Source organism: Pseudomonas sp. BAY1663 (assembly GCF_000582595.1).
Lineage (GTDB): Bacteria > Pseudomonadota > Gammaproteobacteria > Pseudomonadales > Pseudomonadaceae > Stutzerimonas > Stutzerimonas stutzeri_AF.
This window is the reverse complement of sequence record NZ_AZSV01000025.1, coordinates 36,542-51,302: the sequence shown is the minus strand read 5'-3', so window position 1 is coordinate 51,302 and position 14,761 is coordinate 36,542. Positions and strand designations below refer to the sequence as shown.

Here is a 14,761-nt window from a genome sequence, read left to right as displayed (position 1 = left end):
CCTGCACGGGCTGCTGGCCGAGCTGCTGCAGGCGCGGCGACGCTGCCTGAAGCCGGCCGGCGCGAGCAGGCCCTCGCGCGCATCGCCAGCGCGCTCGAGCACTATCCGCAGCTGTTCGACGAACCGCTCTGGCGCGACGGTTTCGGCGCCCGCCTCCACTAAATAGAACGAATGAGCCCGCTCGCCAGCCCTTGATCGTCATCACGGTCTGGCCTGCTTTCCCGATGGCATATGCGCTAGGCTGTGTCGTCATCGCTCAACTAGAAACAGGACGCCTTGCATGGTGCTTCACCGCGTACACCACCAGATTCTCCGCAGCCATCACCTGTTCGAGCCATTGAACGAGGAACAGATGGAGGAACTGCTCAATTCCAGCCAGTTGCTCAACCTGGACAAGGGCGACAACCTGTTCCACCAGGGCGAACCGGCGCACAGCTTCTACTTCGTCATTTCCGGCGCGGTGAAAGTCTACCGCCTGACCCCGGACGGCCAGGAAAAGGTCTTCGAGGTCATCGGCAACCGCCAGACCTTCGCCGAAGCCATGATGCTGATGGACACGCCCAACTACGTCGCCTCGGCGCAGGCGGTGTGCCCATCGCAGGTCTACCGCTTCTCCAACGCCGCCTACATGCGCCTGCTGGAGGCCAACCAGCGGCTGTCCTTCGCCCTGCTCGGCAAGCTCTGCGTGCGCCTGCACCAGCGCATCAACGAGATCGAGACGCTGTCGCTGAAGAACGCCACCCACCGCGTGGTGCGCTATCTGCTGACGCAACTGGCGCGGGTCAAGGACGGCAGCAACAGCTTCGAACTGCCGATGGCCAAGCAACTGGTCGCCGGGCACCTGTCGATCCAGCCGGAGACCTTCTCGCGGATCATCCGCCGGCTGATCGACGAAGGGATCATCACCCAGGAAGGCCGGCAGATCACCATCCTCGACCGCCAGCGCCTCGAGCAGTTCGAGTGAGTTGATCGTCATCAAAGCCTGCGGCTTTCGGGCCATGCCAGGCTTTATCGGTCAGGAGGAGCGACCGTCCATGGCCAAGTGCCTTTACTGCCAGCAAGACAACCCGCCGCGGCAAGCCGAATGCGACAACTGCGGCATGCCCTTGCCCGAACGGGCCGACAGCGCCCCGGAGCGCCGCCAGCGGCGTTTCCTGTGGTTCTGCATCGGCCTCGCGCTGTTCTGCGCCGTGATGATCATCTGGTTGCCGCGGTATCTGTTCTGACCCGTAGGGTGGATCACGCTTCATCGATCCACCGAGCGGCATCGCGGTGGATGTAAAAGGCGACATCCACCCTACCTGCCCCGCAATACCTCGCGGCCACCGTAGGGTGGATCACGCTTCATCGATCCACCGGGCCACGCCATGGTGGATGTAAAAAGCGACATCCACCCTACCTGCCCCGCAATATCTCGCGGCCACCGTAGGGTGGATCACGCTCCGCCGATCCACCGAGCGGCACCACGGTGGATGTAAAAAGCGACATCCACCCTACCTGCCCCGCAATGCCTCGCGGCCACCGTAGGTGGATCACGCTCCACCGATCCACGGGGTGGCCATCCACCGAGCGGCATCGCGGTGGATGTAAAAGGCGACATCCACCCTACGACTGGGTCAGTTGCTTGTACAGCTGCGGCAGGCGGAACGGCAGTTGCTGCGGCTCCTTGATCAGGGTGTAGCCGTTGGCACCGAACATGTACGGCAGGTAGTCGCCGGCCTCGCGGTCGATGGTGATGCAGAACGGCAGCAGGCCCTGCTTGCGCGCCTCCATCACCGCCTGGCGGGTGTCCTCGACGCCGTAGCGGCCCTCGTACAGATCCAGATCGTTGGGCTTGCCATCGGTGACCAGCAGCAGCAGCTTGCGCCGCTGCTTGCAGGCACCGAGCAGTTCGGTGGCGTGGCGGATAGCCGCGCCCATGCGGGTGTAGTAGCCGGGCTTGAGCGCCTGGATGCGTCCGCGGGTCTCGTCGCCGTAGGCTGGCGGAAGCTTTTCAGCTCCTGCATGCGCACCTGCTGGCGGCGCAGCGAGGAGAAGCCGTAGAGGGCGAACGGATCACCCACCGCCGACAGCGCCTCGCCGAACAGCAGCAGCTGTCGGTGACCACGTCGATCACCCGGTGCTCGTTGTCCAGGTGCGCGTCGGTGGACATCGACAGGTCGGCCAGCAGCAGACAGGCCAGGTCGCGGCGGTTCTGCCGCTGTTCCATGAACAGCCCGCGCTCGGCGCACTGGCCGTTCTGCCGCTCGACGTGGAAATCCAGCCAGGCCTGCATGTCCAGTTCCGACCCCTGGGGTTGCTGGCGCAGCCACTGGCGATCGTTGCGCAGGTGCTCGAACTGCCGGCGCAGGCGCCGCGCCAGCGGCGACAGGTGCAGCGGCAGCGGCTTGGCCTCGGAGCCGCGCGGCAGCATCAGCTGCAGGTTGACGAAATCGGGTTGCAGGCACTGCTTGCGGTAGTCCCACTCGGGCAGCTTGATGCCCTCGCCCAGCGGCACGTCGTCGAAATCCGCCGCAGGCAGGTCCAGGTCCAGCTTGAGTCCGCCGCCCTGGCGCATGCGCTGGCGCGACAGCGCCAGTTCGTCGAGGTCCTCGGCGACGCGGGCGGCATCGAGGTCCTCGGTATCGTCGCCGCAGCGATCCAGTTCGATGTGTTCGGACCAGCTGAACAGGTTCTCCAGGCGGAACAGCAGCAGGCCGCCCTTGCTGGTGCTTTCCTCGACTCGCCGGGCGCGCTTGCGCTGGCGCGACTCGCCACCGGGCGGGGTTTCCAGATTGCCCTCGCCGTCCTCGCCACGATCCGCGGCCTGCGGTTCACCGAGGTTTTCCGCCGGATACAGCCACAGCGGCAGCGGCCAGGGCGCGCGCTCGCTGCGCGGGAACCGGTCGACGCTGCCCGGCTCGCGCAGGGCCTGGCATAGCGCCGCTTCCAGCGCGGCCTCGGCCTTGGGCAGCTGGCTCGGGTCCGGGCGCAGTTGCAGGTGCGCCTCGACCAACCGCTGGTAGCGTGGCCACATGGCCGGAAAGCGTTCGAGCAGCGCCAGGGTCCAGCGCTGGTTGTCACGCGCCCAATGGCGCATCTCGCCCGCCTGCGCCGCGAGCAGCGCCAGCCAGCGATACAGATCCTGGTTCAGCGCCACCTCGGGGTACACCGCGAGGCTTTGCGGAAGCCGCAGGTTGTTGCGGTCGCACCAGGCCACCGGCAACTGCTTGCAGGTGCCGGCGACCTGTTGCAGCAGGTTGCGCCGCAGCAGCAGATCCCGCGCGCTGGCGGCTTCGACAGCGACGCCGCTGGCCCCGCCCATGGCGCGGAACAGCAGCGACAGCGGCCGTTGCATGCTTTCCAGCTCGACCCGCGCCTCGGGGAAATCGGGGCTGGCGCGGCGGGTGATGAAGCGGTGCCAGACGCTGCCGACCCACTCTTCCACTTCGATGGTAAAGGCCATGGCGGGTTACTCCGTGCAGGCGGGGAAAAAGCACGACGGCCCGCTAGTACCAGCCGGGCCGTCGGTTCTCATTGCGCGCCGTCTCAGGCTGCGCTGGCGGCTGCCGCTGCGACCGTCACACGACCGCGCTGGCGGAAGCTGTACAGGTAGCAACCCAGGCCGATCAGGAAGAACACCCCGGCGATCAGGCGCAGCCAGAAGAAGATGGCCAGCTGGTCGGCGGTATTCATGAACGACATGGCGGCACCATCGGCGGGAATGCGCTGCAGCCAGACCTGGACCACGCCCGCGGCGGTGAGGAACAGGGTGATGGCGACCATGGAGATGGTCATCAGCCAGAAGCCCCAGATCTCGACCCGCTGCGCCTGTGCATCCGGCGCTTCACCCAGGCCACGCAGGCGCGGCATGGCGTAGCTGATCATGGTCATCACGATCATCGCGTAGGCGCCGTAGAAGGCCAGGTGGCCATGCGCGGCGGTGATCTGCGAACCGTGGGTGTAGTAGTTCACCGGTGCCAGGGTGTGCAGGAAGCCCCACACGCCAGCGCCGAGGAACGCGGTCACGGTGGTGCCGATGGCCCACAGCGAAGCGGCCTTGTTCGGATGCTCGCGACGACGACGGTTCACCATGTTCAGGGCGAACAGCACCATGGCGAAGAACGGCAGCGGTTCCATGGCGGAGAAGATCGAACCCAGCCACAGCCACACGGTCGGCGCGCCGATCCAGAAGAAGTGGTGGCCGGTACCGATGATGCCGGTGATCAGGGCCATGGCGATGATCACGTACAGCCACTTCTCGACCACTTCGCGGTCCACGCCGGTGATCTTGATCAGGACGAAGGCCAGCATCGAACCCATGATCAGTTCCCACACGCCTTCCACCCACAGGTGCACGACGAACCACCAGTAATACTTGTCGCGCGCCAGGTTCTCCGGGTTGTAGAAGGAGAACAGGAAGAACACCGCGAGGCCGATCAGACCGGTCATCATCACCGTGCTGACCACGGTCTTGCGACCCTTGAGCATGGTCATGCCGATGTTGTAGAGGAAGCCCAGGGCCACCACCACGATACCGATCTTGGTGATCGTCGGCTGCTCGAGGAACTCGCGTCCCATGGTCGGCAGCAGGTCGTTGCCGGTCATCGCGGCCAGCCCGGCGTAAGGCACGAACAGGTAGCCGAGGATGGTCAGCACGCCGGCGGCGGCGAACACCCAGAACAGGATCAGCGCCAGTTTCGGGCTATGCAGCTCGCGGTCCGCTTCCTCGGGAATGAGGTAGTAGGCCGCGCCCATGAAGCCGAACAGCAACCAGACGATCAGCAGGTTGGTATGAACCATCCGCGCCACGTTGAAGGGCAGCAGCGGGAACAGGAAATCGCCGACCACGTATTGCAGGCCCATGATCAGGCCGAACAGGATCTGCCCGACGAACAGCATCAGCGCAAACACGAAATAGGGCTTGGCGACGGCCTGCGATTGGAATTTGAGATGCGGGTTAATGATGCCCATCTCGTGGCCCTCCTATGGATTGGAAAACAAAGACGCCCATCACACTCAACCCTCCTTGTTCGGCGGCCAGTTGTTGGTATCGATCTTCGAAGTCCACTTGAGGAACTCCGCCATATCGTCAACTTGCTGCTCGGTCAGATTGAATTGCGGCATCGCCCGGCGACCTGGCGCCCCGAGGGGCTGAGCCTTCATCCAGGCGTGCAGGAAGGGCTTGAAGGCCTCCTCGCCGCCGCGACGGACGAATACGTTGCCCAGCTCCGGCGCGAAATAGGCGCCCTCGCCGAGCAGGCTGTGGCAGCCGATGCAGTTGTTGTTTTCCCAGACCGCCTTGCCGCGCACTACCGCTTCGGTCATTTCCGAATCGTTCGATCGCTCGGGGAAGGTCTGCTCTGTGTGGTAGGTCAGGCCGAGGAATACCAGGAAGAAGAACACGCTTCCTCCGAAGTAGATATTCCTGGCCATCCCTTTGGTGAAGGTCTCGGACATGGTCGCCTCCTCATGGCTTGGCGTGGCCAGTTTAAGAAGGAGGCTATCGAAACCTGCTTGATGGCAATCAAGAAAAACCTGAACGTGGCAGTCGGGCTTTCCGGAGCCTCAAAGGGTGGTATGCGGTGCGGCAGAGCATCGGGGGCAATGTCCGCCCGGTGCGCGTAGGTGGGGTTGCGGCGCAAAGCGTCGAGGCCCAGCCATCGCCCGTCGCCATGTACGTGCCGCGAAAGACAGGCGAGGCATTCGCGTCGAAGCCCAGCGCCATGCGGAGGCAGCGCCTGGGCGGTCGCGTGTTGGGCTTCGCTGCGCTCAACCCAACCTACGCCCCCCACCAGCGGCTTTCTCAGGCGCTGCGCTGCAGGGTGCCGACGCGCAGGCCGGTCTTTTTCAGGATGCGGCTGGAAACCAGCATCTCGTCACCGCGACAGGCCTTGCCGAGCAAGGCGCGGATCTGGTTGCGGTAGGCCTCGATGGCCGCCGCGTCGCGGCCGTGGACCATGGCGAACAGGTTGTACGGCCAGCCCTCGCGGCGCGGCCGGCGATAGCAGTGGCTGACGAAGGGCTGCGCGCCGATCAGCGCGCCGAGGCGCTCGATCTCGGCATCGTCGACGTCCCATACGGTCATGCCGTTGTGCCGGTAGCCCAGGCGGTAGTGGTTGGGCACGGCGGCGATGCGGCGAATCGCACCGGCGGCCTGCAGCCGCTGCAGCAGCGCCAGGGTCTCGTCCACCGGGAGATCGAGTTCGCCGGCGAGCCAGGCCCAGGGGTCCTCGACCAGCGGCAGGCCGGCTTCGGTGAGCGCCACCAGGCGTTGCGCCAGGGCCCGGTCAGACGGGGAAATGCAATCCGACATGATAGGTTTCCTCCTTCGGCAGGTTGAGCACCACGAGCCCGGTCTGCGCCTCGATGCGCGCCACGGTTTCGGCGATGCCCTGCGGGGTCGCGCAACCGAGCACGAACCACATGTTCCAGGGGTGTTCACGGCGATAGTTGTGCGCCACCTCCGGCATCGCCGCGAGTTGCGCGGCGACCTCGTCGAAGCGCGCCTCGGGCACCGCCAGCGCCGCGAGGGTGAAGGCACCGCCCAGGCGCTCGATATCGAACATCGGCCCGAAGCGGGTCAGCACGCCGTCGTCCAGCAGCGCCTGCACCCGCGCGCGCAACGCCTCGGAGGTGCTGCCCAGTTCCTCAGCCAGTGCCTGCCAGGGGTGGCGAACCAGCGGCAGGCCGTGCTGCAGACGATTGATCAGTTGCCGGTCGAATTCATCCATTGGCAACCTCCCTGGCCGGCGGCGGGGCATAGCGGCCGCCGCATTGCTTGAAGGCGCGCGTGCTGAACAGCAGTTGATGCGGCACTTCGTCGAGGCCGTTGGCGGCGAGCAGCGCCGCGATCAGCTGGCAGACCTGCTCGCGTTCGCGCCCATGGACCATGCAGAACAGGTTGTACGGCCATTGCGGCAGGCGCCGCGGCCGCTGGTAGCAGAGGTTGACGCCGGCGGCCTGGCCGAGCCGGCGGCCCACCTCGTCGACCTGCGCGTCGGGGATGTCCAGCACCAGCATGGCATTGGCCCGAAAACCCAGGGCACGGTGCTTGAGCACCAGGCCGACGCGCCGGAACAGGCCCTCGTCCTGCCAGCGCTGGATCTGCTCGAGGACCTGCGCCTCGCTGGCGCCGACCTGCTCGGCGAGCCGTCGATAGGGGCGCGCATCCAGCGGCAGGCCGCCTTCGAGCAGGCGCCGCAGGTGCATCGCCTGCAACTCGTTCAGGCCGGCGTTCATGATGGTTCTCCCAGTGGAAAGCCCAGGTCGATGCGGTAGGCGTGCAGCATCGGCAGATCGAGCGGCACCAGCCCGGTATCGGCCTCGATCTCGGCGAGCAGGCGGTCGATGTGCGGGCGATCGGGCCCGGTCAGCACGAACCAGAGGTTGTAGCGATGCTCGCGCAGGTAGTTGTGGTTGACCTCGGGGTAGGCGTTGATGCGCGCGGCGACCTGCTCCAGCCGCGCCTGCGGCACGGCCAGCGCGACCAGGGTACTGGCGCCGGCGCGGCTGTGCTCGAATACCGGCCCGACACGCGAGAGACCGCCGCCGTCCTGCAGCCGCTCGAGGCAAGCGAGCACCTCGGCCTCGCTGCAGCCCAGCTCCTCGGCCATCGCGCGGTAAGGCGCGGCGCACAGCGGCATGCCGTGCTGGTAACGGTCGATCAGGCGGCGGCTGAGGCTGTCGATGTGCATGTCACAACCCCGTCTCGTGGGCACGGCTGCTGAAGAAGATGCCGCTCGGGCTCTCGGCCGGCAGGCGCTTGATCAGCTCCAGGCGATAGGGGTCCCACACCTGCACCTCGTTGCCGTCGCGAACCGACAGCCACAGCTGGTCGCCGCGCGCGGTGAACTCCATGTGCAGTACCGCCGGCCCCGGCTCCAGGTCGGCGATGATCTGGCGGGTCTCGCTGTCGATGACCTGGACCCGGTGGTTGTCCGGATGGGCGAAGTTGACCCAGATCTGCCGTGCATCGGGGCGGGCCATGACGAACACCGGCTGGCCGGCGACGTCGATGGCGTCGGTCTGCTTCCAGCTCTGCGAATCCATCACCAGCACGCGATGCTGGCCGATGGCCGGGACGAAGGTCTGGTTGCCGGCGACGGTCCAGCCCTCCAGGTGGGGCATCTTGTACACCGGCAGTTTTTCCTGGCCGCGGCCGTAGCCATCGAGAATGCGCTCGACGCCGCGCTCCGGATGCCACAGGTCGATCTTGCCCATGCCGTCCTCGCCGAACAGCCCGGCGATGTAGTAGCGGCCCTCCGGGGTCAGCAGCGCGTCGTAGGGTTGCTTGCCGATGTCGTCGAAACGGGTGATCTGCGGCGTGTTGCCCTGGCTGAAGTCCAGCAGCCAGGTTTCATTGGTATCGAACAGGCTGTAGATGAAGCGCCGACCGGGCGCATCGATCACGCCGACCACCCGCGAGTTGCGGCTGCCGTCGGCCAGCGGCGTGGCGGGGATGTCGGCGACCAGTGCCAGGGTGCTGGCGTCGAAGACCTTGACCCCGCCCGGCTCGTAGTTGCCGACGGCGATCAGCGTGCCGTCCTGGCTGATCGCGCCGCCGATGCTGTTGCCGCCCTGCACCACGCGCCGGTCGATGCGCTGGCGCAGCAGGTCGACCTTGGTCAGTCCGCCGTCGCGGCCGAATACGTAGGCATAGCGCTCATCGCGGGAAAACACCACCGAGGCGTGGGACAGGTCGCCCAGCCCTTCGACGCGGGCGATGCGGCTCTGGCTGCTGCTCTCGATGATCTGCACGCTGCCGGTGGCGCGCTCCACCACCACGCCGAGGTCGCCCGTGCCGCGCAGCGGGTGTTGCGCGCAGGCCGTGAGCAAGGCGGCCGCGGCCAGCAGCAGAAAAGGACGAATCATGGCTTGGGATATCCTTCGAGTAGACGGTCGACCAGCCAGGCGATGTCCGCCTCGTCCAGCAGGGCCTTCCAGCCGGGCATGGCGGTGCCGGGGCGGCCGTGGGTGACGGTGGCGATCAGGCTGTCGCGGGGTTTGCCGGCAAGCGCTTCGCGGGTCAGCGCCGGCCCGAGGCCGCCGGTCATGCGCAGGCCGTGGCAAGAGCCACAGTCCTGCAGGAGCAGATGGTCGAGCTGAACCTGGCGCTCGGGCGTGGGCGCCGCGGCCAGGGCAGCGGGAATCAGGAGGAAGGACGCCAGGGCGAGCCCCAGACGCGATACTGCATGGCGGGACTGGATCATGACGTCCTCCAGGGTATTACTTCTGGCTAAGAACCCACTCGGCGAGGATCTTGGCTTCTTCTTCGGTGACAGGGTTTGGCGGCATCGGGATCGGACCCCAGACGCCCTGGCTGCCGTTCTTGATGTGCCCGGCGAGCAGGTCGGCGGCGCCGTCCTGGCCTGCGTACTTGGCGGCGACTTCCTTGAAAGCCGGGCCGACCAGCTTGGCGTCGATGCTATGGCACGCAGCGCAGGGCTTGCTCTTGAACAGCGCTTCGCCGTCCTGTGCGAACGCCGGCTGCAGGGCCAGCGCGCCGCCAAGGGCGAGCAATGGGAGCAGAACTTTCTTCATGAGTACTTCCTCAAGGCTAAAGCGGGGGCGGATCTTGAGGCCCGCCCCCTGGTTAACTCAGTACACGTCATACTGAGTGTTGTGGACGTTAAATTTACCGGTTGGGGTAATCAACCTTTTGTCCTTGATCACTGTTTTGAGCTTCAGGGTCTTGTCATCGACCACCACGATGGCCGATTCATCCTCCTGACCGCTCCACACCGAGAACCACACCTCGTCGCCGGCTTCGTTGTACTCAGGCTGCACGACACGCTTGGCACCGTCCTTCAGGCCGGCCCACTCGCCGATCGGCAGCACCTTGAAACCGGCCTCCAGGTTGTCGATGTCGAATACCGCGGCCGACTGGCTGACATTGGCATCCGGGTGGAAGGTGGTATCCAGGTACAGGTGCTTGGACTTCGGATGGGTCTTGATGAACAGCGAACCACCGCCCTGGCCCTTGAGGCTGTCGACGTGTTTCCAGGCGTATTGCGGGTGGTTCTTCGGATCGGTACCGATCAGCGAAATGCTCTCGTCGCCGAGGTGGCTGGTCGCCCAGACCGGACCGTATTTGGGGTGCGTGAAGTTGGCGCCACGTCCCGGGTGCGGGATCTTGCCGACTTCAACCAGCGCGCTCAGCTTGCGTTCCTTGGAGTCGACCACCGCCACTTTGTTGGAGTTGTTGGCCGCCGTCATGAAGTAGCGGTGCGTGCTGTCCCAGCCACCGTCGTGCAGGAACGGCGCGGCGTTGATGCTGGTGGTGGTGAGGTTGTCGATGTCCTTGTAGTTGACCAGCAGGATCTTGCCGGTTTCCTTGACGTTGACGATGAACTCGGGGTGCTCGTGCGAGGCGATGATCGCCGCCACGCGCGGTTCCGGGTGGTACTCCTGCTTGTCCACGGTCATGCCGCGGGTGGAGACGATCTGCAGCGGTTGCAGGGTCTCGCCATCCATGATGGTGAACTGCGGCGGCCAGTAGTCGCCGGCGATCACGTACTTGTCCTCGTAGCCCTTGTACTTGGAGGTCTCCACCGAGCGCGCCTCGATACCCACCTTGATCTCGGCGACCTTGGTCGGCTCCTTGGCCCACAGGTCGATCATGTCGATCTTGGCGTCGCGACCGATCACCAGCAGGTAGCGGCCGGAGGCGGACATGCGCGAGATGTGCACGGCGTAGCCGGTGTCGATGGTCTTGACGATCTTCTTGCTGCCGCCGTCGATCAGCGCGATCTTGCCGTCGTCACGCAGGGTGACGGAGAACAGGTTCGCCAGATCCAGATTGTTCATCTGCTTCTTCGGACGATCTTCCGGCTTGACCAGGACCTTCCAGGAGTTCTTCATCTCGGCCATGCCCCACTCCGGCGGAGTCGGCGGCGTGTGCTGGATGTACTTGGCCATCAGCGTGATCTGATCTTTGGTCAGCGAATTGGAGGTGCCCCAGTTCGGCATGCCGGCGGGCGAGCCGTAGGTGATCAGCGCTTCCAGGTAGGCCTGGCCACGCTCCTGGGTGATGTCCGGGGTCAGCGGCTTGCCGGTCGCGCCCTTGCGCAGCACGCCGTGGCAGCCGGCGCAGCGCTGGAAGTAGATTTCCTTGGCCTGCTCGAATTCGACGGCGTTCAGATCGGGGGCGCCGGGAGAACGCACGACCTGGGCGCTGGCAGGGTCGATGGTCGAGGCCTGGCCCTTGTAGGCGGCCTCGGCTTTGTCTTCCGGATTGTTCTGCGCCTGGGCGACGCCCAGTGCGAGCAACGAAAAGCCGGCTACAAGTCCGGCCAGTAGTGGTTTGCGCATACTGTTTCTCCTCTGAATCGCTTCATGCGATTCCTGCTAAGTGACGGCGGTGCGGCAATTCCCGGTGCTTGATTGGTGCGCCTGCATCCTAGGAGAGGCCAAATCGTCAAGCGCTTGACGACAATCAAGAGAACCCCCGAGACCCCACAAGCGTGACGCCTTGTCGCGGGGCAGCCGGCCGAACGTGGCACACGCCAACGCAAGGCGAGCGCCGCCTGGCCGCCAATTCCGCCGGGACTTGATCGCAATCAAGCTTTGCCGGCGGATGGCTTGAGCTGGGAACGCCGCGACCGGTAGCTTGGCGACAGATGCTTAACCAACTGCCGCAGTGAGGTATTGCCTGTGAATGCGCCTGAAATCCCAACTGCCGCTGGCATGCCGGACGCGCCCTTCTATCAGCCGCTGGGCAACGAGGAGGTGCTGTTCGAGCAGGCCTGGCGCCACGGCATGCCGGTGCTGATCAAGGGCCCGACCGGCTGTGGCAAGACCCGCTTCGTGCAGCACATGGCACATCGCCTGAACCTGCCGCTGTATACCGTGGCCTGTCACGACGACCTTTCCGCCGCCGACCTGGTCGGCCGTCACCTGATCGGCGCCCAGGGCACCTGGTGGCAGGACGGGCCGCTGACCCGCGCGGTGCGCGAAGGCGGCATCTGCTACCTGGACGAAGTGGTCGAGGCACGCCAGGACACCGCCGTGGTGCTGCACCCGCTGGCCGACGACCGGCGCGAGCTGTTCATCGAGCGCACCGGCGAAGCGCTCAAGGCGCCGCCGGGCTTCATGCTGGTGGTGTCCTACAACCCCGGCTACCAGAACCTGCTCAAGGGCATGAAGCCGAGCACCCGCCAGCGTTTCGTGGCGATGCGCTTCGACTACCCGCCGGCCGCCGAGGAGGAGCGCATCGTCGCCAACGAGGCGCAGGTGGATGCCGGGCTCGCGGCGCAGGTGGTCAAGCTCGGCCAGGCCTTGCGCCGGCTGGAGCAGCACGACCTGGAGGAAGTCGCCTCGACCCGCCTGCTGATCTTCACCGCGCGGATGATCCGCTCCGGCATGACGCCGCGGCAGGCCTGCCTGGCCTGCCTCGCCGAGCCGCTGTCGGACGACCCGCAGACCGTTACCGCACTGATGGATGTGGTCGATGTCCACTTCGGCTGAAATACTCGCCGCCCCCGGCCGGCGCTTGCCGGGCGACCTGGCGATGTGGTTCTTCATTCTCGCCGAGTTGAGCGTGTTCGCCATCCTGATCCTGGCCTTCGCATTCACGCAGATGTTCCATCCGCAGCTGTTCGGCGAGAGCCGTGCGGCGCTGGACAGCTCCATCGGCCTGGCGCTGACCCTCAGCCTGCTGACCTCCGGCCTGCTCGCCGCGCTGGCGGTGGAGCAGGTGCGCAAGGCCAAGCAGGGGCGCGCGGCGTTGCTGCTGCTCGTCGCGCTGGCGTCGGCCTGCATCTACGTGGTGCTCAAGCTCAACGAGTACGGGCACCTGGCCGGGCTCGGGCTGGATATCGAGCACAACACCTTCTTCACCCTGTACTGGATCCTCACCGGCTTCCACTTCCTCCACGTGCTGCTGGGCATGGTGATCCTCGCCTGGCTGGCCGAGCGCTGCCGCCGCCGCGCCTACCGGCCGGAGGAGCACAGCGGGCTGGAATCCGGGGTGCTCTACTGGCACATGGTCGATCTGGTCTGGGTGCTGCTGTTCCCCCTGGTCTACGTACTGAACTGATCAGGGCCGTTGACGACGAGGCAAGTGATGTCCGCTACCAAGACCCTGGTCGCCTGCTGGTTGGGGCTGGCCATACTGTCGATCTCCACCGTGCTGCTGGGCAGCGCCGGCTCGACCCTGCTGCTAGCCGGCGCCGTACTGCTCGCCGCGCTGGGCAAGGCCTGGCTGATCACCGAGGGCTTCATGGAATTGCGCCACGCGCCGCGACTGTGGCGCCTGCTGCTGCTCGGCTGGCCGCTGGCGATGGCCGCCGGCGTGCTGCTGGCGCTGCGCTAGCGTCACAACGCAGTCCATAGGGTGGGCTTCAGTCCACCAACGGCGATCAAGCGCAAGGTGGATCGGTGAGGCGTGATCCACCCTACGCAGGCCATGCCGGACCGCATGGCCAAGATCGCCCACCGCGGTCCAGCGCCTACGCACCCATTTGTTGTTTCCGATCAAGGATGGCGAGCGCGCCGTCGGAGATTCTGCAGCCATCGAATCACGCGTCACGCCCCGTTTTTGGCGCGTCATGAGGAGAGACGCTCATGTTGAGAATCAGCCATTACCTGCGCGCCCTGGCCCGGCCGACCCTGCCCGTGCTCGGTGCCCGCAGCGCCAGCGGCACCCGACCACCGGTGGTGATCTGGAACCTGCTGCGGCGCTGCAACCTGACCTGCAAGCACTGCTACGCCACCTCCGCCGACAGCGAGTTCCGCGACGAGCTGGATACCGCCGAAGCGCTGAAGGTGATCGACGAACTGCAGGAGGCCGGCGTACGCGTGCTGATCCTCTCCGGCGGCGAACCGCTGCTGCGCGACGACATCTTCCAGCTCGCCGACTACGCCCGCGACAAGGGCTTCTTCGTCGCCCTGTCGACCAACGGCACGCTGATCGACGAAAGCAACATCGCACGCATCGCCGCGGCGCGCTTCGACTACGTCGGCATCAGCATCGACGGGCTGGAAGCGGTGCACGACGAATGGCGCCAGCTCAAGGGCAGCTTCGCCGCCTCCATGCACGCCATCGATCTGTGCCGCCAGCACGACATCCGCGTCGGCCTGCGCACCACCCTGACGCAGAACAACTACCCGCAACTGCCGGCCATCCTGGCGCTGATGCGCGAGCACGACGTGCAGAAGTTCTACCTCTCGCACCTCAACTACAGCGGCCGCGGCAAGCGCAGCCGCAAGGCCGACGCCCACCACCAGATGACCCGCGACGCCATGCGCCAGCTGTTCGAGCAGGCCTGGGACGACGTGCAGCACGGCCGCGAGACCGATTTCGTCAGCGGCAACAACGACGCCGACGCCATCCTCCTGCTGCAGTGGGTCGAGGAGCGCCTGCCCGAACACCGCGAGCGCCTGGAGCAGTTGCTGCGCGCCTGGGGCGGCAACGCCTCGGGCAGCGGCATCGCCAACATCGACAACATCGGCGACGTGCATCCGGACACTTACTGGTGGCAGCACACCGTCGGCAACGTGCGCCGCCAGCGCTTCCGCGACATCTGGCTGGAGGCTCCCGCGCCGCTGCTCGAGCAACTGCGCCAGCACCCGCGCGCCGTCGGCGGACGCTGCGCCGAATGCCGCTGGCTGCCGATCTGCAACGGCAACACCCGCACCCGCGCCTGGGCCGAAGGCAATCTCTGGGGCGAAGACCCCGGCTGCTACCTCTCCGACGAGGAGATCGGCCTGCCGACACCCGTGCGCATCCCCAGCATCGCCATCTGATCGATCAAAGCGGCCGCCACGTGCCGCAGCAAGC

The 14,761-nt window shown here is 66.1% G+C and carries 16 protein-coding genes and 1 pseudogene; 6 read left to right on the top strand and 11 right to left on the bottom strand.

What is annotated here, in order from left to right; translation table 11 throughout:
• The first annotated feature begins 280 nt into the window (after positions 1-280).
• Positions 281-964 carry a Crp/Fnr family transcriptional regulator gene (locus BAY1663_RS09675; RefSeq protein WP_037039974.1) on the top strand — a complete coding sequence of 228 codons (684 nt, stop codon included), beginning with the start codon at positions 281-283 and terminating at the stop codon, positions 962-964.
• A gap of 70 nt (positions 965-1,034) precedes the next feature.
• Positions 1,035-1,226, top strand: a complete 192-nt coding sequence (locus BAY1663_RS09670; protein WP_037039972.1) for a hypothetical protein — start codon at positions 1,035-1,037, stop codon at positions 1,224-1,226.
• Between the two features lie 379 nt (positions 1,227-1,605).
• On the opposite strand, the pseudogene BAY1663_RS09665 reads toward BAY1663_RS09670, so the two are convergent.
• From BAY1663_RS09665 to nirS, 11 genes and pseudogenes are all read right to left on the bottom strand, one after another.
• Positions 1,606-3,445: pseudogene (locus tag BAY1663_RS09665) on the bottom strand (nitric oxide reductase activation protein NorD).
• Positions 3,446-3,528: 83 nt separating this feature from the next.
• Positions 3,529-4,953, bottom strand: coding sequence for a cbb3-type cytochrome c oxidase subunit I (locus BAY1663_RS09660; RefSeq protein WP_037039969.1), 1,425 nt, complete (start codon positions 4,951-4,953; stop codon positions 3,529-3,531).
• A 45-nt stretch (positions 4,954-4,998) separates the two neighbouring features.
• Positions 4,999-5,439 carry a cytochrome c gene (locus BAY1663_RS09655; protein WP_037039967.1) on the bottom strand — a complete coding sequence of 147 codons (441 nt, stop codon included), beginning with the start codon at positions 5,437-5,439 and terminating at the stop codon, positions 4,999-5,001.
• A 346-nt stretch (positions 5,440-5,785) separates the two neighbouring features.
• Positions 5,786-6,295: an Lrp/AsnC family transcriptional regulator gene (locus tag BAY1663_RS09650; RefSeq protein WP_037039964.1), complete on the bottom strand. Its 510-nt coding sequence runs from the start codon at positions 6,293-6,295 to the stop codon at positions 5,786-5,788.
• Entirely contained in the window at positions 6,270-6,713 is a 444-nt protein-coding gene (locus tag BAY1663_RS09645) for an Lrp/AsnC family transcriptional regulator (RefSeq protein WP_037039962.1), read from the bottom strand. The genes BAY1663_RS09650 and BAY1663_RS09645 overlap by 26 nt, the downstream gene beginning before the upstream one ends.
• Positions 6,706-7,221, bottom strand: coding sequence for an Lrp/AsnC family transcriptional regulator (locus BAY1663_RS09640; protein WP_037039960.1), 516 nt, complete (start codon positions 7,219-7,221; stop codon positions 6,706-6,708). The genes BAY1663_RS09645 and BAY1663_RS09640 overlap by 8 nt, the downstream gene beginning before the upstream one ends.
• Positions 7,218-7,676 carry an Lrp/AsnC family transcriptional regulator gene (locus tag BAY1663_RS09635; protein ID WP_037039957.1) on the bottom strand — a complete coding sequence of 153 codons (459 nt, stop codon included), beginning with the start codon at positions 7,674-7,676 and terminating at the stop codon, positions 7,218-7,220. The genes BAY1663_RS09640 and BAY1663_RS09635 overlap by 4 nt, the downstream gene beginning before the upstream one ends.
• Position 7,677: 1 nt before the next feature.
• Positions 7,678-8,853, bottom strand: a complete 1,176-nt coding sequence (locus tag BAY1663_RS09630) for a cytochrome D1 domain-containing protein (RefSeq protein ID WP_037039954.1) — start codon at positions 8,851-8,853, stop codon at positions 7,678-7,680.
• Positions 8,850-9,191 carry a cytochrome c gene (locus BAY1663_RS09625; protein WP_037039951.1) on the bottom strand — a complete coding sequence of 114 codons (342 nt, stop codon included), beginning with the start codon at positions 9,189-9,191 and terminating at the stop codon, positions 8,850-8,852. Before BAY1663_RS09625 ends, BAY1663_RS09630 begins: the two co-directional genes overlap by 4 nt.
• Positions 9,192-9,207: 16 nt before the next feature.
• Positions 9,208-9,522 (bottom strand): c-type cytochrome, encoded by a 315-nt coding sequence (locus tag BAY1663_RS09620; protein ID WP_037039948.1) that lies wholly within the window; start codon positions 9,520-9,522, stop codon positions 9,208-9,210.
• 57 nt (positions 9,523-9,579) lie between these two features.
• Positions 9,580-11,292: a nitrite reductase gene (gene nirS / locus BAY1663_RS09615; RefSeq protein WP_037039946.1), complete on the bottom strand. Its 1,713-nt coding sequence runs from the start codon at positions 11,290-11,292 to the stop codon at positions 9,580-9,582.
• 375 nt (positions 11,293-11,667) lie between these two features.
• Between nirS and BAY1663_RS09610 the strand changes: the two genes are divergently transcribed.
• From BAY1663_RS09610 to nirJ, 4 genes are all read left to right on the top strand, one after another.
• Positions 11,668-12,447, top strand: a complete 780-nt coding sequence (locus tag BAY1663_RS09610; protein ID WP_102894810.1) for a CbbQ/NirQ/NorQ/GpvN family protein — start codon at positions 11,668-11,670, stop codon at positions 12,445-12,447.
• Complete coding sequence (locus BAY1663_RS09605) at positions 12,431-13,018, top strand: cytochrome c oxidase subunit 3 (RefSeq protein ID WP_037039942.1); 588 nt, start codon at positions 12,431-12,433, stop codon at positions 13,016-13,018. The genes BAY1663_RS09610 and BAY1663_RS09605 overlap by 17 nt, the downstream gene beginning before the upstream one ends.
• A 27-nt stretch (positions 13,019-13,045) precedes the next feature.
• The gene (locus BAY1663_RS09600) at positions 13,046-13,294 is read left to right on the top strand and encodes a cytochrome C oxidase subunit IV family protein (RefSeq protein ID WP_037039940.1); all 249 of its coding nucleotides are present in this window, start codon (positions 13,046-13,048) and stop codon (positions 13,292-13,294) included.
• Positions 13,295-13,545: 251 nt separating this feature from the next.
• A complete protein-coding gene (gene nirJ / locus BAY1663_RS09595) occupies positions 13,546-14,727 on the top strand; it encodes a heme d1 biosynthesis radical SAM protein NirJ (RefSeq protein ID WP_037039937.1) in 1,182 nt (393 codons plus the stop codon).
• Positions 14,728-14,761: the final 34 nt, after the last annotated feature.